The organism is Chishuiella changwenlii, from assembly GCF_900142565.1.
GTDB classification, from domain to species: domain Bacteria; phylum Bacteroidota; class Bacteroidia; order Flavobacteriales; family Weeksellaceae; genus Empedobacter; species Empedobacter changwenlii.
The window spans coordinates 41,364-64,763 of sequence record NZ_FRBH01000004.1; the positions used below are offsets into that span (position 1 = coordinate 41,364).

18 protein-coding genes are annotated in these 23,400 nt (G+C 29.8%); 13 read left to right on the forward strand and 5 right to left on the reverse strand.

Annotation, left to right across the window (positions count from 1 at the left end):
- Nucleotides 1–107 precede the first annotated feature (107 nt).
- Entirely contained in the window at nucleotides 108–1,445 is a 1,338-nt protein-coding gene (gene mtaB, locus BUA86_RS04985; protein ID WP_072930443.1) for a tRNA (N(6)-L-threonylcarbamoyladenosine(37)-C(2))-methylthiotransferase MtaB, read from the reverse strand.
- Nucleotides 1,446–1,501: 56 nt separating this feature from the next.
- Here mtaB and BUA86_RS04990 point away from each other — a divergent pair, with 56 nt between their 5' ends.
- The 7 genes from BUA86_RS04990 to BUA86_RS05020 all read left to right on the forward strand — a co-directional run bounded on the left by BUA86_RS04990 (nucleotide 1,502) and on the right by BUA86_RS05020 (nucleotide 13,182).
- A complete protein-coding gene (locus BUA86_RS04990; RefSeq protein WP_229731741.1) occupies nucleotides 1,502–3,088 on the forward strand; it encodes an ABC transporter substrate-binding protein in 1,587 nt (528 codons plus the stop codon).
- A 108-nt stretch (nucleotides 3,089–3,196) separates the two neighbouring features.
- A complete protein-coding gene (locus BUA86_RS04995) occupies nucleotides 3,197–3,775 on the forward strand; it encodes an RNA polymerase sigma factor (RefSeq protein ID WP_072930447.1) in 579 nt (192 codons plus the stop codon).
- A gap of 70 nt (nucleotides 3,776–3,845) precedes the next feature.
- Nucleotides 3,846–4,898: a FecR family protein gene (locus BUA86_RS05000; protein ID WP_072930449.1), complete on the forward strand. Its 1,053-nt coding sequence runs from the start codon at nucleotides 3,846–3,848 to the stop codon at nucleotides 4,896–4,898.
- Between the two features lie 94 nt (nucleotides 4,899–4,992).
- A complete protein-coding gene (locus tag BUA86_RS05005) occupies nucleotides 4,993–8,169 on the forward strand; it encodes a SusC/RagA family TonB-linked outer membrane protein (RefSeq protein WP_072930451.1) in 3,177 nt (1,058 codons plus the stop codon).
- 10 nt (nucleotides 8,170–8,179) lie between these two features.
- Entirely contained in the window at nucleotides 8,180–9,616 is a 1,437-nt protein-coding gene (locus BUA86_RS05010) for a SusD/RagB family nutrient-binding outer membrane lipoprotein (protein ID WP_072930452.1), read from the forward strand.
- Nucleotides 9,617–9,629: 13 nt separating this feature from the next.
- Nucleotides 9,630–11,204 carry a calcineurin-like phosphoesterase C-terminal domain-containing protein gene (locus BUA86_RS05015; protein ID WP_072930454.1) on the forward strand — a complete coding sequence of 525 codons (1,575 nt, stop codon included), beginning with the start codon at nucleotides 9,630–9,632 and terminating at the stop codon, nucleotides 11,202–11,204.
- A gap of 394 nt (nucleotides 11,205–11,598) precedes the next feature.
- Nucleotides 11,599–13,182: an FMN-binding glutamate synthase family protein gene (locus tag BUA86_RS05020; protein ID WP_072930456.1), complete on the forward strand. Its 1,584-nt coding sequence runs from the start codon at nucleotides 11,599–11,601 to the stop codon at nucleotides 13,180–13,182.
- Nucleotides 13,183–13,258: 76 nt separating this feature from the next.
- Here the strand turns inward: BUA86_RS05020 and BUA86_RS05025 are convergent, their stop codons facing one another.
- Entirely contained in the window at nucleotides 13,259–14,263 is a 1,005-nt protein-coding gene (locus BUA86_RS05025; protein ID WP_072930458.1) for a LacI family DNA-binding transcriptional regulator, read from the reverse strand.
- 153 nt (nucleotides 14,264–14,416) lie between these two features.
- On the opposite strand from BUA86_RS05025, the gene BUA86_RS05030 reads away from it, so the two are divergent.
- The 3 genes from BUA86_RS05030 (at nucleotide 14,417) to BUA86_RS05040 (ending at nucleotide 17,997) form a co-directional block, all read left to right on the forward strand.
- Nucleotides 14,417–15,880: a mannitol dehydrogenase family protein gene (locus tag BUA86_RS05030; protein WP_072930460.1), complete on the forward strand. Its 1,464-nt coding sequence runs from the start codon at nucleotides 14,417–14,419 to the stop codon at nucleotides 15,878–15,880.
- An 18-nt stretch (nucleotides 15,881–15,898) separates the two neighbouring features.
- On the forward strand, nucleotides 15,899–17,215 hold the full coding sequence (locus BUA86_RS05035) for an MFS transporter (RefSeq protein ID WP_072930462.1): 1,317 nt from the start codon (nucleotides 15,899–15,901) through the stop codon (nucleotides 17,213–17,215).
- Nucleotides 17,216–17,298: 83 nt separating this feature from the next.
- On the forward strand, nucleotides 17,299–17,997 hold the full coding sequence (locus BUA86_RS05040; RefSeq protein WP_072930463.1) for a hypothetical protein: 699 nt from the start codon (nucleotides 17,299–17,301) through the stop codon (nucleotides 17,995–17,997).
- A 74-nt stretch (nucleotides 17,998–18,071) separates the two neighbouring features.
- Here the strand turns inward: BUA86_RS05040 and BUA86_RS05045 are convergent, their stop codons facing one another.
- The 3 genes from BUA86_RS05045 to BUA86_RS05055 form a co-directional block, all read right to left on the reverse strand.
- A complete protein-coding gene (locus BUA86_RS05045; protein WP_072930465.1) occupies nucleotides 18,072–18,623 on the reverse strand; it encodes a lipocalin family protein in 552 nt (183 codons plus the stop codon).
- Nucleotides 18,624–18,635: 12 nt separating this feature from the next.
- On the reverse strand, nucleotides 18,636–19,469 hold the full coding sequence (locus BUA86_RS05050; RefSeq protein WP_072930467.1) for an alpha/beta fold hydrolase: 834 nt from the start codon (nucleotides 19,467–19,469) through the stop codon (nucleotides 18,636–18,638).
- Nucleotides 19,470–19,672: 203 nt separating this feature from the next.
- Nucleotides 19,673–20,422: an amidohydrolase family protein gene (locus BUA86_RS05055; protein ID WP_072930469.1), complete on the reverse strand. Its 750-nt coding sequence runs from the start codon at nucleotides 20,420–20,422 to the stop codon at nucleotides 19,673–19,675.
- A 167-nt stretch (nucleotides 20,423–20,589) separates the two neighbouring features.
- Here BUA86_RS05055 and BUA86_RS05060 point away from each other — a divergent pair, with 167 nt between their 5' ends.
- The 3 genes from BUA86_RS05060 (at nucleotide 20,590) to BUA86_RS05070 (ending at nucleotide 23,349) form a co-directional block, all read left to right on the forward strand.
- Complete coding sequence (locus BUA86_RS05060) at nucleotides 20,590–20,967, forward strand: BlaI/MecI/CopY family transcriptional regulator (protein WP_083580304.1); 378 nt, start codon at nucleotides 20,590–20,592, stop codon at nucleotides 20,965–20,967.
- A gap of 84 nt (nucleotides 20,968–21,051) precedes the next feature.
- The gene (locus BUA86_RS05065; protein ID WP_072930473.1) at nucleotides 21,052–22,662 is read left to right on the forward strand and encodes a M56 family metallopeptidase; all 1,611 of its coding nucleotides are present in this window, start codon (nucleotides 21,052–21,054) and stop codon (nucleotides 22,660–22,662) included.
- A gap of 72 nt (nucleotides 22,663–22,734) precedes the next feature.
- A complete protein-coding gene (locus BUA86_RS05070; RefSeq protein WP_072930475.1) occupies nucleotides 22,735–23,349 on the forward strand; it encodes a porin family protein in 615 nt (204 codons plus the stop codon).
- Nucleotides 23,350–23,400: the final 51 nt, after the last annotated feature.

Sequence of the window (23,400 nt, forward strand, 5' to 3'; positions counted from 1 at the left end):
TTTAATTTTTAATTGAATCTACAATATTTATTCGTTATGGTAAAGTTAATACAAAAAAAGAAGCTTAAATTAATTTTAAACTTCTTTTTAACTAATATTTTACAATGTTAATTAACTAATTCTAATTCATGTACTTTAACTTCGACAATACCATTGTGGTTAATACGAACTAAGTCAACTAATTGTGTTTGATTAACCAATTCTGGATGATAATCTGTCTGTACTTTTACATAATTTTCAGTAAACCCAAACATTTTCTCATTTTTATTCTCATGTTCCCACAATACTTTTTGTGTTGTACCTAGTTGAGATTGGTAAAATGCTTGACGTTTTTTCTCTGATAAAATACGTAACATTTTGTTTCTATTCTTACGCTCTCCTTGGTTTACAACTCCATCATATTCTATTGCTTCTGTATTATCTCTTTCAGAATATGTGAAAACGTGTAAATAACTAATTGGCAATTCGTTTAAGAAGTTATACGTTTCCATAAATAACTCTTCTGTTTCTCCAGGGAAACCAACAATTACATCAACACCAATACAAGCATTTGGCATTACTTCTCTAATTTTTGTTACACGATTAAGGTATAAATTAGATAAATAACGACGTTTCATTTTCTTTAAAATCTCGTCGCTACCAGATTGTAATGGAATATGAAAATGAGGAACAAAACGATTACTTGTAGAAACAAATTCAATTGTTTCGTCTTTTAAAAGATTTGGTTCTATAGAAGAAATTCTAATTCTTTCAATAGCATTTACTTGATCCAATTCTTTTACTAACTCTAAAAATGTATGTTCGTGTTTTTTGTTTCCAAATTCACCTTTTCCATAATCGCCAATATTAACTCCCGTTAATACAATTTCTCTAATTCCTTTTTCTGCAATTTCGTTTGCATTTTTAATTACGTTTTCAACCGTATCAGAACGAGAAATTCCACGTGCTAATGGAATTGTACAATATGTACATTTGTAATCGCACCCATCTTGCACTTTTAAAAATGCACGTGTGCGATCGCCAATAGAATAAGAACCAACATAAAAATCAGCTTCTTCTATTTCGCAAGAGTGTACAATTGTTTCATTATTTTTATTGATATCGTCTAAATATTCAGCAATATTAAATTTTTCTGCAGCTCCTAAAACTAAATCAACACCTTCCATTTCCGCAATTTCTTGCGGTTTCAATTGTGCATAACAACCAACAATAACAACAAATCCGTTTGGATTAGCTTTCATTGCATTTTTTACAATTGTTCTACATTCCTTATCTGCATTTGCTGTTACAGAACATGTATTTATTACATACACATTCGCTGCGTCTGTAAACTCAACCTTCTCATAACCACTATCTTTCAAGTTTCTTGCAATAGTAGAAGTTTCTGAAAAATTAAGCTTACATCCCAATGTATGAAATGCAACTGTTTTAGTTTGATTATTCATAGCTGCAAATTTAAGAAATTATCCATAGTTTTGAAACATAAAAAAATAACCTTTTTATGATTACTAAATACTTTATATACATAATGTTATTCGTTTCCGTATTTTCATGTTCAAAGAAGATCGAAATTGATGGTGACAAAGTATTTAAATTAAATAGATATGATAATATTTCTTCACTAGATCCAATAAATGCACGTACACAAGCAAATAACTGGGCTTGTAACTTAATTTATAATAGTTTAGTAAAGATTGATAATAAGCTAGAAATACAACCAGATGTTGCGAAATCTTGGGTTATTTCCGAAGATGGAAAAACATATTCTTTTACATTAAAGCGTGATTTATATTTTCATAAGCACGAAGCTTTTGGAAAAGATTCTACAAGAACCGTAAATGCAACAGATTTTGTTTTTAGTTTTGATAGATTAAATGATCCTAAAGCTGGTGGTTCTGGTGGTTGGATAATGAATAATATTGATTCGTATAAAGCTGTAAACGATACTATTTTTGAAATAAAATTAAAAGAAGCTTCACCTGCTTTTCTTGGACTTATCTCTATGAAATATGCTTCTGTTGTTCCAAGAGAATTATTTAAAAATGGAAATAAAGACTTTTTGAAACATCCGATTGGTACAGGTCCTTTTCAATTTAAAATTTGGGAGGATAATGTAAAAATGGTTTTTAGAAAAAATCCTCTTTATTTTGAATTTGATGAAAAAGGACAACGCTTGCCATATTTAGAAGCTGTTAATTTTTCTTTTTTACCTGAAAAAAATTCTGAGTTTTTAGAATTAATAAAAGGTAATATTGATATGATGGCAGATTTAGATCCATCGTATAAAGACGAGATTCTTGATCCAATTGGAAACTTAAATCCAAAATATAACGATAGATTATTAATTCAGAAAGTTCCTTACTTAAGTACTGTTTATTTGTGTTTTTATTTAGATGCCGAAAATGCTGTTGATTTAAAACTTCGTCAGGCGTTAAATTACGGAACCAACAAAGAGAAAATCATTAAGTACATGATGAAAGGTCAAGCTTTTGTTGCAGATGGTGGTTTTATACCAAAAGGTTTACCTGGTTATTCTGCACAAAGTGGCTACAAATATGATCCTACGAAAGCAAGAGAGTTGATTAATAGTTATAAGAAAGAAAAAGGAGCTATTACACCAATAGAATTAACAACTGTACAAGAATATGTAGATGTTTGCGAATATATTGCTGCTGAAATGGCAAAATTAGGTTTACCTATAAAAGTAAATGTTGTTCCTGGACCAACGATGAGAGATGGAAAATCGACTGGTAAATTTACTTTATTCCGCGCCAATTGGGGAGCAGATTATCCAGATGCAGAAAATTTCTTGTCTTTGTATTATTCAAAAAATTTCGCTCCAGAAGGACCAAACTATTCTCATTATAAAAACACTTCTTTTGATAAGTTATATGAACAATCGTTCTTGATAAACAATACTGATGAACGTGCTAAAATTTATCAAGAAATGGATGAATTAATGATGCAAAATGCACCTATTCTTCCTCTTTTTTACGATCAAACAACTTTGTTTTTAAATAAGCGAGTAAAGAATTTTTCTATGGGACCAATTAAATTGTTAGACTTAACAAGAGTTTATAAAAACTAACAATAAAATAACCGATAAAAAATATTTAATAAATTCTTAATACATCAAAAACCTCATCCATAATAATCCTTTATAATTTTATCTCAAATTTTATTGGAATAAGATATAATGGCTTTATTGGTTTCTAAATCTCTACATGAGACAGAATTTAATAAAATATATTCTCAATATCATCAAACCATCTTCAGAAACATAAAAAAACTAATTTATGATGATGATTTAGCGCTTGATATTTTGCAGGAGGTATTCATTACGCTTTGGAATAATAGAGAGCATAAATTATTCGATAAAAATGTTAGTGGTTGGTTATTTACTGTTAGCTATAATAAATCTATTGATTTTCTTCGTCGAAAAATAACAGAAGAATTACTTGAAGAAAGTAAAATAGCTAATTTGAAATCAAATTTTGATGAATCATTGGAATTTGAGAATCAATATGCTTTAAAATTAGAATTATTAGAAGAGGCTATTCAATCTCTTTCTCCTCGAAAAAAAGAAGTTTTTAAACTTTATCGCTACGAAGGTTTATCTAAAGAAGAAGTTGCAGAAAAATTAATGATTTCCAAGGAATCTGTTGGCGACTACTTAAAACAAGCAAATGCTTTTATAAGAGAATACGTACATAAAAAATCTCCTTCTATTACAAATCTATTTTTATTAGGGTGTTTTCTTAAATTTTTTAATTAATAATTCTTTTACGTTTTGTTAACCTAAAAAACCATCCCCTTTTTATCCCTACTGCGTTTTTAAAGTAGTTATGATAGAAAGATTATTAAAAAAATATTGGTTAGGTTTTAGTACAACTAAAGAAAAGGAATCACTTCTTAAGTTATTAGAGCATGAATCTGAAGTAGCTGAGCATTTAAAAGAAGACTCTACGGTTTCTTTGTCTCCAGAAAAAGCAGAAGAAACTTTAAAAAATATACACATCTATATCAATAAAAATAAAGTTGTAGAAAGAAAGAGCTATTCTCCTCGTTTTCTACTAAAAATTTCTGCGGCTGTAATTATTCTTTTATTCATGGCGATTGGCGTAACTAAATTTTATACGACGAATACCCAATCGAATTTTTCTGAAAGTGATTTAATGACAGTTCACAATTATGATAACACACATTCAAAAAATATAAAGCTATCTGATAACTCTACCATCATCCTTTATAGTGGTTCTAAAATTTCTTATCATAAAAATTATAACAAGAAAAATAGAACCATTTACTTATCTGGAAAAGCAAAATTTAATGTCGCTAAAAATAAAAATCTACCATTTATAGTTAATACTAAATTGTTTAGCACAACTGCTCTAGGAACTATTTTTATTGTGAATGAGCATTATGCTAAAAATCAATCTAGTGTAGAATTATTAGAAGGTAAAGTAGTTATAAAACCTTTAAAAGTGAATAGTAAAACTTTTAAACCAATTTATCTAACTCCAAAACAAAGCTTTACACTAGATACTTTAACTTATATAACTGATGTAAGAAAAGAGAAGATAGAAAAAATTAGCAAAGTGAAGTTACGAGAACAAGAACAGTTAATTGCTAAAACAACTACACAAAAAGAAACTATTAAAGAAAATACTACTACTGAAGAAGCTATAGTGTTTGATAAAACACCACTTAACGAAGTATTTAAAAAGTTAGCTACACTATATAATGTAGAAATTTTATACAAGGACTCTTCTGCTGGATTAACCTTTACTGGTCATCTAGATGGAAATATAGATATTGATCAACATCTAAAAATTATTTGTCAATTAAATGAACTGAAATTAACGCAACAACAAAAACAGTTTATTATTAGTAAATAAAATCATAAAAACAACATAACAAACATTGATACATAAGTAATTAACATTACTTACAGTTACCCTTTTGCCCAAAAACAAAAAATATTAACAAAACATGAAACGCTATTTAACATTACTTTCCTTATGTTTTGCCTCATTACAATTGATGGCACAAGAGAAATCTAAAATTAAAGGAATTGTACAAGATGAAGATGGAAAAGCTGTAGCAGGAGCACAAGTTCTTGTTATTGCAGAAACCAACGGAAAAACATCTTACTCTACTCAAACAAATGCAGACGGAACCTTTGTTGTAGAAGGTTTATTTTCAAATCAGACTTATGATATAGAGATTGAACATCTTAATTATAAATCATATTTCCTTGATGCTTACAGTATAAACTCTGGAGATAACAACTCTATTCTAGTTAAACTAGATTCTAATATAGATTTAGAAGGTGTTGTTGTTACTGCTTTAGGAATAAAAAGAGAAGAAAAGAAATTAGGTTATGCTCAACAAACAATCGATTCTGAATCATTGAATACAACAGAAAATAATAACTGGTCTTCTGGTTTAAAAGGTAAAGTAGCAGGACTTAATATTGTTTCTGCAGGATCTGGACCAATCAATTCTCAGAATATTATTTTAAGAGGGAATAGTTCTACCGAAATGGAAAAAAACTATGCTTTAATTGTAATTGATGGTATTCCTATGAACCCAGAGTTTACTTCTTCTGGTAATGATTCTTCTTATATGGGAGCTGATTCTCCTATCGATTTTGGTAATGCTTTATCAGATCTTAATCCAAATGATATAGAAAGTGTTTCTGTTTTAAAAGGACCTGCGGCTGCGGCTTTATATGGTTCTCGAGCAAGTGGAGGTGCATTAATGATTACAACTAAATCTGGTAAAAAATCTCAAAAAGTTGGTGTTGATTTTCGTTCTTCTGTATCAGTAGATTATATCAACAGATGGCCAGATTATCAATATGAATATGGACAAGGATCTTTACAAAAGAATAAGAATGGAGATTTCTATTATTCTTATGGGACAACAACAGATGGAAACTCTACTAGTGCTACGAGTAGTGCATTTGGTCCTAAGTTCGATGGTCAATATTACTATCAATACGATCCAACTGTACAAGGAAGAGGAGCAGAAAAAACTTTATGGAGACCATATAAAGATAACCGCAAAGCATTTTGGGATACTGGTGTAACTTACACAAATAATGTTACAGTTTCTGGAGGAAATGATAAAGGTTCTATTAGAGCATCTATTGGAAATGTAAACAATTCTTGGATAATGCCAAATACTGGTTTTAACAGTAATACAGCTTCCATTAATAGCCGTTATCAGATTTCAGATGCTATAAAATTAACTTCTGTTGTTAATTATGTCAACAAAACAAGTGACAATCTACCTGGAACAGGTTACAACAATGGGTCTATTGGTTACTTTATGATTTTTCAAAATCCAAATGTAGATCTTGATTGGTATAAACCTGGATGGCGAAAAGGAGAAGAATTAACAAGTCAAATTCAGCCATATAGTTCTTATATCGATAATCCATTTATTATTGCAAATGAGGCTACAAACCCTTTTAAAAGCAATCAAATTACAGGAAACTTACAAGCTGATATTAGATTAAATTCTAAACTTAGCTTAATGGTTCGTTCTGGTTTAAATATGTTCAATCAATTAAGAGAACAAAGAAGACCACATGACATGAATCGTTGGCTAAATGGACACTACAAACGCCAAGATATTCAGAAAAAAGAAATGAATAGTGATTTCTTATTCACGTATAATGATAAAATTGGAGACGATTTTACGATTACTGCAAACCTTGGTGGTAATAGAATGAATTATGAATATTATCGCGTAGATACACAAGTAGATGCATTGGTAACACCTGGAGTTTATAAAATAAGTAATGGTACAAATAGTCCTATTGTAAAAACCTTTGATCGATTTAAAAAAGTAAATAGTATTTACGGAATGTTATCGTTTGGTTTCAGAGATCAAATCTTTATAGATATTACTTCTCGTAATGATTGGTCTAGTACATTACCAAAAGAAAATAGATCTTACTTCTACCCTTCTGTATCATCTAGTTTTATTTTATCGGATATATTTAAAATGGCAAAACCTATTAACTATTTAAAATATAGATTAGCCTATGCAATGGTTGGTAATGACACAGATCCTTACAGAACAAGTAAATATTATGCTAGTAATGACTTCCCTGGTTCATCTACTACTCCAACGCAATTACATAATATAGATTTAAAACCTGAAATAACACGAAGCTGGGAAACAGGATTTGAATTATTAATGTTCAAAAAACGTTTTGGATTAGATTTTACAGTTTATCAAACCAATACAGAAAACCAAATTATTGTTGTGCCTACAGATCCTACAAGTGGTTATACGAGAGCTGTTGTAAACGGTGGTGAAGTTCGTAATAGAGGTATTGAGATTATGATGAATGTAAAACCAATTAAAACAGAAGATTTCCAGTGGGAAATGATTGCGAATTGGTATAAAAATGAAAATGAAATTTTATCTCTTACAGATGGTGTAGACGAAAAAGTATTGGCAACATCTGGTACAGTAAGTGTAATTGGTAAAATTGGAGGTTCTACTACAGCTATTTATGGTTATGGTTTTTTACGCGATCCGCAAGGAAATATTATCTACGAAAATGGTATTCCTGCTTACCCAAGCGAAATAGAATATATTGGTGATGCTACACCAAAATGGAGAGCTGGTTTAACAAATAATTTTAGATATAAAAACCTAAGCTTATCTGTAACGTTTGATGGTCAATATGGAGGTATCGTTTACTCTCAATCTTATCATAAAATGATGGAACAAGGTAAATTAAAAGATACATTACCTGGTAGAGAAACAGGATATATTGTAGGGCAAGGAGTTGTGAAAAATACAGATGGTAGTTATTCTCCAAATACAGAACAAGTTTTAGTGACAGATTATTACGCAAAATATTACAGAAGAGCCAATGTAGAATCTAACTCTTTTGATGCTTCTTATATCAAACTAAGAGAAATTAGCTTAACCTATAATTTGCCTAAAAAATTTATAAATAAGACAGGTTTAGAAAATTTAAGCTTCTCTATTTATGGTCGAGATTTAGCTGTGTGGTCAGATTTCCCTTTATATGACCCAGAAACAGCTTCTATAGAAGGCTCTTCTCTTATTCCAGGTGTAGAAATGGGACAAATGCCTTCTACTGCATCTGTTGGTTTTACTCTAAAAGCATCACTTTAATTCTAATAAAATGAAAAAAAATATATTAAAAATAGTATTTACTTTGTTTGTCTTTTCAAGTTTTACAGCGTGTACAAGCGAATTTGATGAAACGAATATCGATCCTAATCTTACAACTTCTGTAACTCCTGGTTCTTTAATAAATCCTGTTATTTATGGTTTATCTAGTAACAATGCTTTAAAAAACTATGACATAACAAGTGCGCTTATGCAAGTACATGTTCCTTATCCAGATGTAACTGCTGGTGGAGTTCATCGATTTGATATTACGCAAGGAACAGGAAGTTCTACATGGTCTTCTGGATACAATTGGTTAGCAAACGTAAACGAAATGTTGAAGAGAAGTAAAGAACTAAATCTTCCTAATTACGAAGCTATTGCACTTACTTTACGAGCATGGGGATTTTCTAACCTTACAGATATGTTTGGAGACATTCCGATGTCTGAAGCTCTAAGAGCAGAAGAAGGAATAAGTCAGCCAAAATTTGACACACAAAAAGATATCTATGAAATTCTTTTAGCCGATTTAGAAAGAGCAAATAGTTTATACAATAAAGCAATTCCTTTACCATATACAGCAGATTTATTATACAATAATAATCTTACTGCATGGCAAAAATTTACAAATTCGCTTCATTTAAGATTATTATTAAGAACTTCTAATAAGAGTGATTTTAATTCGAGTCAAAAAATTATTACTATTCTTTCTGATGTTCAGAAATACCCAATTTTTGCTAGTAATGCAGACAATGCAGTATTACAAGTAACAGGTATTTCACCAAATCTTTCTCCTTGGCCAAGACCACAAGATTACAATAATGGTAGAGCTATGGGAAGTTTCTTTGTAGACAAATTGGTAGAAAGAGAAGATCCAAGAATAAACTTTATTGCTACTAAGGCAAGAGATTTTAATAATCAGGAAATTGGTTTTAAGGGAATTCCTGCTGGGTACAATGGCTCTGAAATTTTTGATTATGCGCCTTCTGGATTAGTAAGATTACAAGCAGAAGCACCTATGAAAATTGTAATCATGACTTACTCGGAAGTTGAATTTATAAAAGCTGAAATGGCTCAAAAAGGATTATATAACAATGCCGAAACTCATTATGTGAATGGAGTTACTGCTGCTATTGAATACTTAACACAACAGCCAATTCCTAGTAATTATTTTGATAATGTAAATAATAAATACAATTCGACTCTAGAACAAATTATCACTCAAAAATATCTGTCTTTATATTTTGTAGATTACCAACAATGGTACGAGTATAGAAGGACTGGATTCCCTAAGTTACCACAAATACAAGCTGGAAGAAATAATAACATCATGCCTTCTAGATTATTGTATCCAACTTCTGTACAAACACATAACTATAACAATTATCTAAAAGCATTAGAAATCATGGGACCAGACGATATTAACACAAAAGTTTGGTGGGAAAAATAAACACATAAATAAAATGAAGAAATTAATTTTAAGCATAAGCTGTTTTGTATCATTTCAGGCTTTTGCACAACAATCAATACAAGGATACGTATTCGCTGATAGTAATAAAAACGGGAAAAAAGATAGATCAGAAAAAGGAGTTCCTAATGTTGCTGTCTCAAATGGTAGCGATGTTGTTATTACTGACAAAAATGGAAAATATGATTTGAATCTTTCAGATGATAATCAGATATTTGTTATTAAACCTTCAAATTACGCTATTGCATTAGACCAATACAATCTTCCTAAATATTATGTAACACATAAACCAAAAGGTTCTCCTGCGAATTTAAAATACGAAGGTGTTTCTCCTACAGAAAAATTACCTAAAGAATTAAACTTTGCATTAATTCCTAGTCAAGAATCGGAAGACTTTACTTCATTCATTTTTGGAGATCCACAAACTTACACAATGGAAGAGGTGAATTACTTTAGAAAAGCAATTGTTGATGAAGCAAAAACAAAAAATAAAGGAAAAGTTTTCGGAATAAGTTTAGGAGATTTAGTTGGTGATGATCTTTCCCTACATACACCTTATAAAGAGGTAATGAAAGACATGGGGTTACCTTGGTACAATGTAATTGGTAACCATGATATGAATTTAGATGCAAAAGACGATTTATATTCAGACGAAACATTTGAGAGAAATTTTGGACCAGCTAATTATGCTTTCAATTATGGAAATACTCACTTCGTTGTTTTAGATAATATTTTATATCCTGATCCAAGAGATGGAAAAGGATATTGGGGAGGTTTTCGTCAAGATCAAATAGATTTTCTAAAAAATGAATTACAATTTGTTGATAAAAATAAATTGGTAGTTATATCATTTCATATTCCTTTATTTGTTGGCGATGAAAGTCATTTCGAACCAAAAAGTCGTCAAGCATTTATGGATATTATTAAAGATTTTCCTAATCTGCTAATTTTATCGGCACATATGCATACTCAAAGTAACCAATTCTATGGTGAAAAACATGGTTGGAAAGGAAGTAAACCTTTACATGAATATAATGTAGGAACAACTTCTGGTGATTGGTATTCTGGCGAATTAAACGAAGATGGTGTACCTGTTTCTACAATGCGTGATGGGACGCCTAGAGGTTATGCATTCTTAAAAATTAAAGGAAATCAATATCAATTAGATTATAAAGTTGCTGGAAAACCAGAAGAATATAAAGTAGAAATTTATGCTCCAAATGTTATTGCTGATAAAGGATGGAATTCTTCTATGATTGTTGCAAATGTTTTTATGGGTACTGAAAAAGACAAAGTAGAATATAGAATAGATAATGCTTCTTGGAAACAGATGAAAAAAATAGAAGCACATGATCCCACTTATAATGCTATGGTACAGAAATGGGATTTATCTAAAGAGTTATTGACAGGAAGAAGACCTTCTAACCCAGAAATAAGTAATCATCTTTGGCAAACAAAAGCACCAAATAATCTTGGAGTTGGAAATCATACAATAGAAGTAAAAGTAACGGATATGTTTGGTAGAACTTATACTTCTAAAAGAGATTATAAAATAGAGCCTAAAAAGTAATCAAATCATCACATATAGTTTTTCAAGTTTCACAAAACGGTAAACTCCAATCAGTTTACCGTTTTTTTTTATCGAACAAATAATGAATAAATATTATTTCTGAATAAAAAGTAGCATTTTTTTTATCTAGAATCTTTAAAAATAGCAGGTTTCAAAAGAATTATTAAAAGAATGGTTCGTTAAGATTTAGGGATAAAGTTTGAGTATTTTCTAAAAAAAATGTCCTAAAATTCAATATTATTTTATCACTCAGGAAAAATATTAATTAATTAAAAATTACTTTTTTGGTATATATTTTGACACAAAATTTATTTGTAAATAAACGCTCTAAACCGAGTTTTTTTAGATATATTTGACGCTAAATTTATAATCAAAATCATTTAATTTTTTACTTATGAAAGTAAGACAACTTTTCGTAGTAGGATCTATCGTTATTTTAGTTGCAATTGTCGCTGCATCTCTACTTTGGCCAGGAATTCTATGGTCATTAATTATCGTTATTCCTCTTATTGGATTAGGAATCTCTGATATTATGCAAACAAAGCATGCAATTAGAAGGAATTTCCCTGTAGTTGGACATGGACGTTATTTATTAGAAAGCATTCGTCCAGAAATTATGCAATATTTTGTAGAAACAGATACAGAAGGTAAACCAATTGATCGTTTAATGCGTAGCATGGTTTATCGTCGTGCAAAAAATGTAATTGATACCGTTCCATTTGGAACTCAATTAGATGTTTATCAACCAGGATACGAATGGTTAAACCATTCTATGTATGCAGGTAAAATTAAACATGCTGATGATCCTCGTGTAAAAGTTGGTGGTAGCGAATGTAAACAACCATATTTAGCAAGTTTGTTAAATATCTCTGCAATGTCTTTTGGATCTTTAAGTGAGAATGCTGTTTTAGCAATGAATAAAGGTGCTAAAATGGGAAATTTTGCTCACAATACTGGTGAAGGAGGTATTTCTCCATATCATTTAGAGCCAGGTGGAGATTTAATTTGGCAAATTGGTACTGGATATTTTGGTTGTCGTGCTGCTGATGGTGGTTTCGATCCTAATAAATATATTGAGAGAGCAACTTTACCAAATGTAAAAATGATCGAATTAAAAATTTCTCAGGGAGCAAAACCTGGTCACGGAGGAATTTTACCATCAAATAAGAATACACCAGAAATTGCTGCCATTCGTGCAGTAGAACCATATACAACTGTAGATTCACCTCCTTCTCACTCTGCTTTTTCGGATGCAGAAGGAATGTTACATTTCATTAAGCAATTAAGAGATTTATCTGGAGGAAAACCAGTTGGTTTTAAATTATGTATTGGTATCAAACGTGAGTTTATTGAAATTTGTGAAGCAATGATCAAAACTGGTATTAAACCAGATTATATTGCTATTGATGGTGGTGAAGGTGGAACTGGAGCTGCGCCTGTAGAGTTTTCAAACTCTTTAGGAATGCCTTTATTAGACGGTTTAGCTTTTGCAGTTGATACTTTACGTGGTTACAATCTTAAAAAAGATATCCGTATTGTGGCATCAGGTAAAATTATTTCATCTTTCCATATTGCTCGTGCAATGGCAATTGGAGCGGATTTAGTTTACTCTGCTCGTGCTATGATGATGGCTGTAGGTTGTATTCAAGCTTTACAATGTAATACAAATACATGTCCTGTTGGAGTAGCAACACAAGACCGTGAGTTAATGAAAGGTTTAGATATCCAAGATAAATCTGTTCGTATGTATAACTTCCACAAGAAAACAATGCATATTTTATCAGAATTAATTTCTGCGACTGGTGTAAAATCTCATCGTGATTTTAACAGATCACACGTAAATTTACGTATAGATAATACACGTATTATGTCTTACGATCAATTATATCCTATCGTTGAAGAAGGAGCATATATTGGAAAAACTGTTGAAGATATTTTACAAGAAATTAGAGTACGTACTTTAAGTAAAGTAAATTAATCGTTGTTTAACGATCAAAATATAAAGGTTGGCAATGTGCCAACCTTTTTTTATTATATACTTATCAGATTTCTAACTAACAAGTCGAATCACGAATTTTCAGTTTCGTATCAAAGACAACTATTTTTTCTGTTTTTAGATTCTTTTCTAATTGTTGAATAATCAAATTAGCAGCTTCTACCCCCATATCGTGTAAAGGTTGCTCTACCGTCGTTAATTTAGGATAAACAATTGTAGATAATTCTGTCCCAGAAAAGCCAGCGATTGCAACGTCTTTTGGAACACTTATATCCTGCTCTCTTAAATAATTCATAGCACCAATTGCCATCGTATCTGTAAAAGCAAAAATAGCATCAAATTCAATGTTTCTTTTTAAAAGCTTTTTTGCAGCTTTCATTCCTCCATCGAAAGTTAGTTTAGTTTTTACTAATAATTTTGAATCAAATTTTAAATCGAACTGATACAATGCATCTTGATAGCCTCTTAATCGTTCAGTAGCGTTATAAATGTAATCTGGAGCTTGTAAATAAACAATATTCTTTCTACCACTTTTTATAAGATGTTCTACAATTGCTTTTGCTCCTTCGTAATCATTTACAATTACTTTTGGTACTTTTAATGATGGAGCAATACGGTCATACAAAACTATTGGTATTCCACTTTCCTGAAATTCTACACACAAATCTATATTATGAGTTTTGTGACACATACTCATAATGATACCATCTACGTGAAATTCTTTCATCATCAGTAAACTTTTCCTTTCAATTTCTGGATCTTCACTAGACTGTGCTACCATAACACGATAACCTTTAAGAACAGCTGTTTGCTGTATACCTTCTATTACTTTTGCTGCAAAAGGAGTTACCATTTCTGGAACAATAACACCAATACTAAATGAACGCCCTAGTTTTAGGTTTTTAGCAATAAGATTTGGTTTATATCCTAATTTTTGAGCAGCATCTAATACAACATCCCTTGTCTCTTTGCGAATATTTTTATCTCCAGATAAAGCTCTAGATACTGTTGAAGTAGACAATAGAAGATATTTTGATAAATCTTTAAGTGTTACTGATTTCATGTAGAAAGTTCTTTAACTCAAATATAAACTATTTAGGTAAACAACCTGCAAACGTTTGCAGATTTTGGGAACGTTTGCAGGTTATATGTCACTTAACTACAACGTTATAATAGCTACTTTAGCTAAAATATATACATTAACTAATTATACTATATGACTAAAATTAATATAGAATCCGAAAAAAATAGCATCATAAATTATAAATATGATAGAGCAAATTGTACATCTGGAATTGTACATATCGGAATAGGTAATTTTCATAGAGCACACCAACAATTTTATACAAATCAATTATTAGAAAACCCTACTCAACATAATTGGGGTATTTGTGGTGTAGCATTATTACCTAGTGACGAAAAATTAATAAAGTCGCTTGAAAAACAAAATGGTGAATATACACTTACAGTTTGTGGAGGTAACTCTGAGAATAAAATATACACAATTGGATCGCTTATCGAATTAATTTGGGGTGTTGAAAATCCGAATGCTGTAATAGATAAAATCGCAAGCCATACTACTAAAATTATAACACTAACAATTACAGAAGGTGGATATAATATTGATAATACAAGTAAAAAATTCATGTTAGAAGAACCTTCTATTCTACATGATATCCAAAATCCAGAAAACCCAAAAACAGTTTTCGGATTTATCGCTGCTGGATTAAGAAAAAGAATGAATGCTGGACAAGAGGGAATTACTATACTTTCTTGTGATAATTTACAACATAATGGAGATACAGCAAAATATGCTTTTACAGCTTTCCTAGAAAAACAAGACAGTCAATTAAAAGAATGGGCTTCAAATAATGTTTCATTTCCTAATAGTATGGTAGATAGAATTACTCCTGCTACAAAACCAGAAGATGTTATTTGGCTAAATAAACAAAACAATACCAACGATGAAATTCCTGTTTATTGTGAAGATTTTATACAATGGGTTATAGAAGATAATTTTATTGCTGGTCGACCACAATGGGAAGATGTTGGTGTAGAGTTTACAGACGATGTTTCTACTTATGAAAACATGAAACTTAGTTTACTTAACGCCTCGCATACACTTCTTTCATATCCTTCTTTTTTAGCTGGTTTTAGAAAAGTTGATGAGGCTATGAAGAATGAATTAATCCTAAAGCTTCTAAAAGATTTTATGGATATTGACATTACGCCATATGTTCCTGCTCCTAAAAATACAGACTTAGAAATATATAAAGCGACTTTATTAGAAAGATTTGCAAATCCTGCTGTAAGCGATCAAGTAAGTAGACTTTGTTTTGATGGAATTTCAAAATTCCCTGTTTATATCGTTCCTAATCTTACAAAAATGATTGCTGACAATAAAGACTTAACACGAGTAGCATTTCTTGTAGCAAGTTATAGAGCGTATTTAAAAAATAAAATTGACGACAATGGAGCGGCTTATGAAATTGGTGAACCTTGGTTAACTAATGAAGAATACGCATTTGTAGAAAATGAAAATCCAGAAGAGTTTTTAAATTTTAAACCTTTTAAAGGATGTCCTTTAGCTTCGTCTCAGAATTTTATGCAATTGTATTTAAATTTTGTTAAGGAAATTAATGATCAAGATACATTATCTGTCTTAAAAACAATTGTATAAATATAAAATCAAAACCTCATGAAAACAAACAAACATTATATATGGCCCTTTGCTATTGTAACTTTCATTTACTTTATTGTAGGTTTCTTAACTACTGTAAATGAACAATTACAAGCGCCATTAAAAGTTACTTTTCTATCAGAAGCAGGAAATTATAAAAATACACTTACAACCTCTATTACCTTTTTCTTTTTTCTTGGTTACTTATTAAACAGTACTTTAGGAAGTAAATGGGTTAACATCTACGGTTATCAAAAAACGATTATTCGAGGATTATTATTCATTATTGCTGGTCTTTCTATGTATTTAACATCTACTTGGGTAGGTTATACTTTTCCAGATAGTGCTTTACATTTTTCTAGCGCAACTATTCCTTATGGTTTTCTATTCTTTATTTTTGGTTCATTTTTAATGGGTACTTCTGCAGCCATTATACAAGTTGTAGTTAATCCGTATGTTGCTTCATATAACTTAAAAGGAACTACATCTGTACAACGTTTAAATATTACAACTGGTATTAATTCTATCGGTACAACAGCTGCTCCTTTTTTTGTTACACTTATTATGTTTAGTGGTACTTCTATAGAAAATGTGCAAATACAACAATTGCTAATTCCACTTGCTGTATTAATTCTTATTATTTTAATTGTTACTTTTTTAACTTCTAAATTATCTATTCCAGATATAGCAAACACAAGAGCTTCTGAAGAAGAACCTCTCGAAAGAAGCATTTGGTCTTTTAGACATTTTGTTTTGGGTGTACTTGCTATTTTCTTTTATGTAGGAACAGAAGTTGCCATTGGTGCAAATATTAATTTGTATGCTTTTGAGCTTATGCAAACTGGTCGTACAATTAAATACTTTGGACACACCGATCTTATTATTGGAGGAAAAGATTTAGGAATACACGCATTTTTATCTACTCTTTACTGGGGAGGTTTCTTAGTTGGTCGTGTTATATCTAGTTTTCTTAAAAATGTATCTGCTCGTCAACAACTTATAACAACCTCATCTCTTGCAGCGATATTGGTAATAATTGCAATGACAACAGAAAATATTTGGTTTCTTGTTGCCATAGGATTATTACATTCTTCTATGTGGAGCTGTATCTATTCATTATCTATTAATGGGCTTAAACAATATACATCTAAAGCATCTGGTGTTTTTGTTTCTGCTGTATTTGGTGGTGCAGTTTTCACTTTAGTACAAGGAGGTTTAGCAGATTATATGGGTTCATGGAGATGGACTTGGATATTATCAGTTATATGTGAGTTGTTAATACTTTCTTACGCTTTATTTGGTTCTACTCAACGAAAAAAAGACATCTTACCTTAATACAAATGAATACTACCAATTTTTATATCATGCGCTTTTGTAAAAAAGCGTATGATAAATTATGTCTTATATCTTTCTTTTTAATGATTTTTCATTTTGTTAACGGACAAGAGTTTCATTCGAAATTTAATTTAAGTAACAATCATTTATGGAGAGGAATGGAAGTAACGTCTGGATTAGTTTATACTGGTCATTTACAACTTGAAGGTGAAAACTTTTATGGTGGTTTTTGGGTTGGAGGAAATACTTCTGGTTCTTATAAAGAGTTTGATCACTACATAGGATACAAAACTAAAAATGATCGAATTAAAATTGAGTTATGGGATATCTACAATTTTTCTCCTGATGCGACTTATAACAATAAAGAATATTTTAATTATTCGGCAGCAACTACTGGACGTTTTTGGGATTTCAGAACATATTATACAATAAGTGAAAAATTTCCATTACAAGTAAGTTGGAATTTTGTGATGTTTGGTCGTGACCGAAATATAGAAAATTCGGGCAATAAATATTCTTATTTTACAAGTTTAGAATATCCATTAATAAGAAAAGACGATTTAGAAGTAAGAGGACGTGTTGGTTATGCAGATGCCATAAATTCTTATAACGAAAAAGCTAATTTCTTTTCTAGTAATAATGGAATAAACGAAGTAAGTCTTATTATCTCTAAAAAATATGCTATTGGTAATTTTACTATTCCGTTAGGATTTTGGGCAATGTGGAACCCTGTAGATAATAAAGCTTACATACAATTGTCCTTGCAGTTGTTTTCTTTTTAAGATAAATTATACATTAAAAAATCTGAATAAGTAAAGGTTGGCAATTGCCAACCTTTACTTATTCAGATTATAAATTAATCTTGTTTTGTCCAAGTTAGTTTATTTACATCATATCCTTTTTCTTGTGCATAAAGAAGATATTTTTGTTTTACTTCTTCGGAGATTGTGTTCTCTCTCGATAAAATCCACATATAATCGTGGCTTTCACCAAAAACTAAAGCGGTTTCGTAATCAGGTTCCATCATTACAACATTGTAACCAGAGTAAAAAGGTCCAAAAAAAGAAACTTTTAATGCGCCCATTCCTTCTTCTCCATTAAAAGTCGCTTTCCCTTTAACTTCTGTCCACTTCTCCTCTATCAGATCAAATCCTCTGTTATAAACTTCTATTGTTCCATTTTTATTTAAAAAATAAGTTGCAGAAACATCGCTTAAATTCTTTTCATATTTAAAATCTAATCGAGCAATTTCATACCACTTTCCCATGTACTGTTGTGTATCAAAATTACTTACCACATCTACATAAGATGGTATTTGCAATTTTCGATTACTTAGCCAAGCATAATAAAGTCCTCCAATACCTGCTATTGCTAAACCTGAAATTATTTTTTTGTTTAAACTTTTCATGTTCTAATTTCTTTAGCTTTTTACATCTAAAAGGAACTCAAGTAAATCCATGTTCAATTGATCTTTGTGCGTAATATTTAGTCCATGTGGTGCATCATCATAAATAATATATTTCGCATTAGAAATTAACTTTGCTGCCTGGTCTCCTGCTGTTTCGATTGGAACTGTTTGATCGTCCTTACCATGAATAATTAAAGTTGGTACTTCTATCATTCTACATTCCGTTCTAAAATCTGCGTCCATCCAAGAAAGAGCGGCTTTTAAAGTTGCAATCGGTGAAGCATGTGAGGCAACAGAAAAATCAAACTCTAATTGCTGTTTACTAACTGTTTTCTTAAGCGTACTATAACTATAGAATCCTTTGTGGAAATCTTCTAAAAACTCTAATCTATTTGTTTCAAGTTGATGAACAATTCCATCTAAATCTTCTTGTGGTACGCCATGCTCATTATCATCCGTTTTTTTAACTAATGGAATAATCGAACTAATTAAGGCTATTTTCGAAATATTTTGGTTTCCATAATTCGATATGTAACGAACAACTTCTCCTCCACCCATCGAAAATCCAACTAGAATAACATTATTTAATTGTAATTCATCAATTAAAGCATGTAAATCCTCTGCTAAAGCATTGTAATCGTATTTTTCCCATGTTGCACAAGATTTCCCAAAACCTTTTCTATCATAAGCAATACATCTAAAACCTGCTTCTACTATTTTTGGAATTTGATATTCCCAAGATTGTAAACTTAATGGCCAACCATGTATTAAAATTACTGGTTGAGCATGTTTATCTCCATAATCTACATAGTTTAGTTTGTAATCATTTCTTGTTAATTTAGCCATAATAATATTTTTTTATAGTTAGTAATAATTAGTTAATTATAATCGATTATCATGCAAGCTTTGAGCCAATTGTATAAAATATAAATAAATTAACTTTTACACTTTATATATTTTAAAAACAAAAAGACCAACAAAGCTGGTCTTTTTATTGAAATATTTTTGATTGGAAAATGTGGTATTATTCTGAGTTTTTAACTGTAACATTACTTCTCTCTTCCATACCATTTTAAGGCATTTTTATAGAATATTGCCTCTTGGTCTTTTTCAGAAAAATGTTGTTGAACAAGCTCTATATCTTTCACAGAAAAAGGTACATTTGCTCTTGTAGATGGTAAATCTGTACCAAATAATAATGCTTCTGGATTAATACTATGAATGGTTTTCATAACTGGAATTGGGTCGAAATCAATTCGTCCAAATCCTGTTGCTTTTACTTTTATTCCTTTTTCTACATAATAATATAAATCTTTTAAGCCTTCAGCTGAAAGACCTAAATGATCGATAGAAAATGTTGGAATTAATTTTAAAACGTTATCTAAATCCTTTAAATCTTTACTGTCTATATACAATTCTGTATGCCATCCAAATTGTTCAAAAAGTTGATTAGATAATTTTTCTAATTCTTCAATTTTTTCAGAACCTCCGCGTTTCACATTAAAGCGGACAGCTACAACGCCAACATCATTCAGCTTATTTAATAAATCTACATCCATATCTTTGGAAATATTTGCGACTCCAACAAAGTCATCTCCCAATGTTTCTAAAGCATCTATAAGATAAGTTTGATCAAATTTCTGAAAAGATCCCGATACGATTGCTCCGCCAATTAGTCCATAATTTTCTACACTTTTTGTGTAAGATTTAGTATCAAAAACTGGAGGTAAATAACCGTTGTTTTCTACTAAAGGAAATCTATCATCTATGATATGGAAATGTGCATCAAATAATTTCATTGTATAATATTCTACTTATTGTTTAGCTAATTTGAAATATTTAATTCAAAATTACAAGTCTATTTCATTTAAGTATTAACTATTTTACATGTGTTAAATAATTTATAAAAAAATAATTCATTTAATTTTAGTTCTATATTTGTAGTAATAAAATTACAAACGTAGATATGAAAGTAAAATTATCAAGAAGAGAAGAAGAAGTAATGGAAGTTATTTGGAGCGGAAAAAATGTTTACGCAAAAGATATTATCGATTCTTATGATGATCCGAAACCAGCCAATACAACAATTTCTACTTTACTTAAGCGTATGTACGATAAAGGGTACATTGATTTTGAACAAATGGGAAATTCTCGCAGATATTATGCATTGGTTAAAAAAGAAGATTATTTCTCTAAAGAAGTGAAAGGTATAATTTCTAATTTCTTTAATAATTCGGCAACTCAATTTGCATCATTCTTTGCAAAATCAAACAACATGTCTGTAGAAGAATTAGAAAATTTACGTGATTTAATTGACAATGAAATAGATCGAAAAAAGAAATAGTTTATGATTGCTTATCTAATAAAATTTATTCTCTGCTCTGGTTTTTTATATTCATTTTATAAGCTTTTATTGGAGCGAGAAAGCATGTATAAAATCAATAGATTTTATTTAATTTTTGCTTTATTATTTTCTCTTACAGCACCTTTGTATAAAATAGATTTACCTATTTCTACAAGTGAAACCAATATTTCTCCGGAATTATTAGCTTTCATTATGCAAAATCCTGAATTATTTCAGCAAGAAGAAGGTATTAGTTTAGGTTCTATTTTAGGTTTTATAGTTGGAATTATTTGTGTAATTCTTCTTGTAAAATTTATTTATAACTTATTTGAGCTTTTATTTAAAATAAACACAGATGAAAAAATTAAAGATAAGGAAATCACCTACGTTCTTGATTTAGAATCTGAGCAACCTTACAGTTTTTGGAAGTATATTTTTATTCCAGAAAAACAGCTTAATCAATTGCATCAAAATCTGATAGATCACGAAAAAGCACATTGTATACAAAAACATAGCTTTGATATTTTATTTATTGAAATTTTTCAGATTATCTTTTGGTTTAACCCATTTGTTTACTTCTACAAAAAATCCATTAAGCTTAATCACGAGTTTTTAGCTGATGAATATGTTTTGCAAAAAGAAACTGATATAAAAACCTATCAACATCAAATTTTAGATTGTATTGCAACACAATCTCCATCTATAATGGCAAGTAATTTCAATTTTATTTTAACTAAAAAACGATTAATTATGATGACAAAAAATACATCTCAGCGAAAAATAAAATTTTTATCGTTCGCTTCTCTCCCATTTATTTTAAGTGCTTTTGTATTGTTTAGTCAAAAATCTTTTGCGCAAGAAGTAGAAAAGAATGCACAAAAAGTAGAAGAGACATTAGACAAAACAGTAAAATCCCAAGCAGATGATATTTTTGGTTCTAAAAATAATTTAGCTATAAAAGATACAATTAAAAAAAGCGGAAGTTTTAATACAATTGCAAACAGTGATTCTTCAAAAGCAAGTGATATAAAATCGATTGATGTTAACAAAAAAAACAACCAAGTAATTATTGTAAAAAATAACAATGATACCATATACAAGTCTGTTTCAACATTTTCACAAAATAGCAATAAACCTATCATTATAAAAGATCTCAAAATAAATGATGTGATTACTAGTGATGTTAAAAAAAGTTTAGAGGACTTAAATGTAAAAGATATCAAAGCTATAAATGTGATTAAAAATGACAAGAAAATGATTATTACAATGAATGATTCTATTACGTATAATTATAATCTTGACGATAAAAAATTGACAGCTTTAAAGAAAGGTGATATTTCATTTCTAAAAAATGAAAAAGATAATCTTAAGAAGAATTTTAATATATCAATTGACCCTAAAAATGTTATTGTAAAAGATGGATTTTCAATTTATATTGATGATAAAGGTGTAGAACATAAAGTGAATAATACTAAGATTAACAAAATTTACATCTCTAATAAATCTGGTAATGATAATGTCGTTGTAAATGGTAAAAATGTTGGAACATCTAATACTTATACCTACACTTATACTTCTAATGATAATAAATCTATCGATGAACAAATAAAAGATCTTAAACAAAAAGAACTTAATACCAAAAAACAAATTAAATCTTTAGAGAAACTGAAAAAAGAGCAAAAAGACAAAAAATAACTTTTTTTTCAATAATACATATTAGGCTAATAAAATAGTTTTATCTATGTTTGCGGCTCAAATTAATATTATATGAAAAAAATTTTATTATTGTTACCGTTATTAGTATTAGCTATTAACACAAATGCACAGACAAAATTCGGTGTAAAAGGAGGTATGAACGTTTCTAATCTTACGGGAGATCTTCAAAATAATAAATCTAAAATTGGATTTTACGCTGGTGGATATGCGACAATCAAAATCGATGATAAATTCGCTTTCCAACCTGAGGTTTTATATTCAGCTCAAGGAACAAAATTTAATTCAATTCAAGCTGTTGTACCTGAGTATGGTCCTGTAACATCTGATTTAAAATTTAACTTAGATTATGTTAATATTCCATTAATGTTTAAATATTATGCAACAGAAGGTTTAAACATAGAAGCTGGTCCACAAGTTGGTTTTCTAGTTAGTGCTAAAGGACATGCTAAAGCAAACGTAGATGGTCAAAAGGTTAATGATACAGGAGATATAGACGAATTATTTAAATCAGTTGATTTCGGACTAAATTTAGGTTTAGGTTATGAATTAAGAAATGGAATTAATTTTGGAGCAAGATATAATTTTGGATTAGCTAATATTTCTGATGTTGGTGGAAAAATTAAAAACTCTGTTTTCTCTATTGGTTTAGGTTACTCTTTCAAATAATAGAAAACTATCAAAATAAATATAAAAAACTCTCTTCAATAAACGAAGAGA